The organism is Streptomyces sp. NPDC058964 (genome assembly GCF_042741275.1).
Classification (GTDB): domain Bacteria; phylum Actinomycetota; class Actinomycetes; order Streptomycetales; family Streptomycetaceae; genus Streptomyces.
In genome coordinates this window covers 1-1,365 of the sequence record NZ_JBHYKH010000974.1, presented here as the reverse complement: position 1 = coordinate 1,365, position 1,365 = coordinate 1, and the positions used below count along the sequence as shown (strand labels likewise).

At 69.3% G+C, this 1,365-nt stretch carries 2 protein-coding genes; both read right to left on the bottom strand.

Annotation, left to right across the window (positions count from 1 at the left end; translation table 11 throughout):
- Positions 1 to 341 (bottom strand): DUF421 domain-containing protein (locus tag ACFW2E_RS46945; protein WP_384478308.1); only part of this gene is annotated, 341 nt, incomplete at its 3' end.
- A gap of 165 nt (positions 342 to 506) precedes the next feature.
- Positions 507 to 1,365: cation:proton antiporter (locus tag ACFW2E_RS46940; protein ID WP_384478305.1), on the bottom strand; the 859-nt coding region annotated here is incomplete at its 5' end.

Here is a 1,365-nt window from a genome sequence, read left to right as displayed (position 1 = left end):
CGCATCGCCTCATGCAGCAAGCGGCCCTCGTGCAGCAGCAGGGTCGGCTCGGCCTTCACCAGCCGGCGAACGCCCCGGAAGCGGACCGATGCCCAGGCGGTGACGAACTGCAGCGTCACCAGAGAGCCGAGAGCGAGGGCCCCTTCCCAGAGGGCCACCTGCCGGTTGAGGAGGATGGTGGCCAGGGTCGAACCCAGCGCGACCGTGACCACCAGGTCGAAGGCGTTCATCTTCGACAGGGTCCGCTTGCCCGACGCACGCACCACGGCGATGAGGATCGGGTAGGCCAGCCCCGCCATGGCGAGTACGCGGAAGATTTCATTCCAGGAATCGAAGAACACGAAGCTTCTGGTACCCGGCGCGAGGGCCCCTCCCACAAGGACCACAAGGACCAAGGTCCGAAAGACCGGTCCGTCAGTGGAGCCGGAGGGTGAGGCGTGTGCCGCCGTGCCAACCGGACAGGCGCTCCGGCCCCGCGATGGACGCGTGGGTACCCCTGGGCGCGTTCATTTCACGGTCTCCCCGGTTTCTCCGGTGGCCGCTCGACGGTAAAGGACCAGGCCGGGTGCTGTGGTGACGCCGTGCACGACGGTGCTGGCCACGATGACCACAGTCCCGGCTGCCAGGACCTTCGGGTCGGCGCCGAGCCGGTGGGCCTCCATGGTCAGGTAGAACAGGGCCGAGACGCCGATGGGGCCGAACCAGCCCAGGAAGACGGCGTCCCGCCAGGACAGGGACAGGGGACGCTTGAGGGCGATCAGGACCGGCAGACGACGCGCCAACAGCACACCGAGAACGAGCAGGATGCCGCGCCACCAGCCCAGCTGGCCCCACTCACGCCAGGGGATCATGGCTCCGAGCAGCACGAACAGCGGCAGGACGAGGAAGCGGTTGACCGCTTCGTCGATCTTGTTCTCACTCGCTCGTTCGTCCACCGAACTGACCGCGTTGAAGGCCAGGCCGCTGACGAAGACGGCCAGAACGCCGTCGAAGCGCAGCAGCCCGGACGCGCCCAGCACGAAGAGGGCCAGCAGCAGGGTGTACACCAGCAGCGGGCCGGGGGAGATGCTTCCGCTCCTCTCCGCCACGCGCAGTACTCTCCCTCCCAGCCAGCCCGCTGCCACTCCGAGGACGAGCGCGCCCAGCACCTGCCACAGGGACTCGGTCAGCGCTCGTGTCCCCGTCAGCGGTCCGGCGATCGCCACAGCGGCGAGCACCAGGGGCAGCGCGAGCCCGTCGTTGGCGCCCGACTCCAGGGAGAGCAACTGCCGGGTCCGGGCGGTGATCCCCTTCTCGGCGGGCTCGCCGGTGACGACGCTGGAGGCGAGTACCGGGTCGGTCGGGCACAGCGCCGCTCCCAGCAGC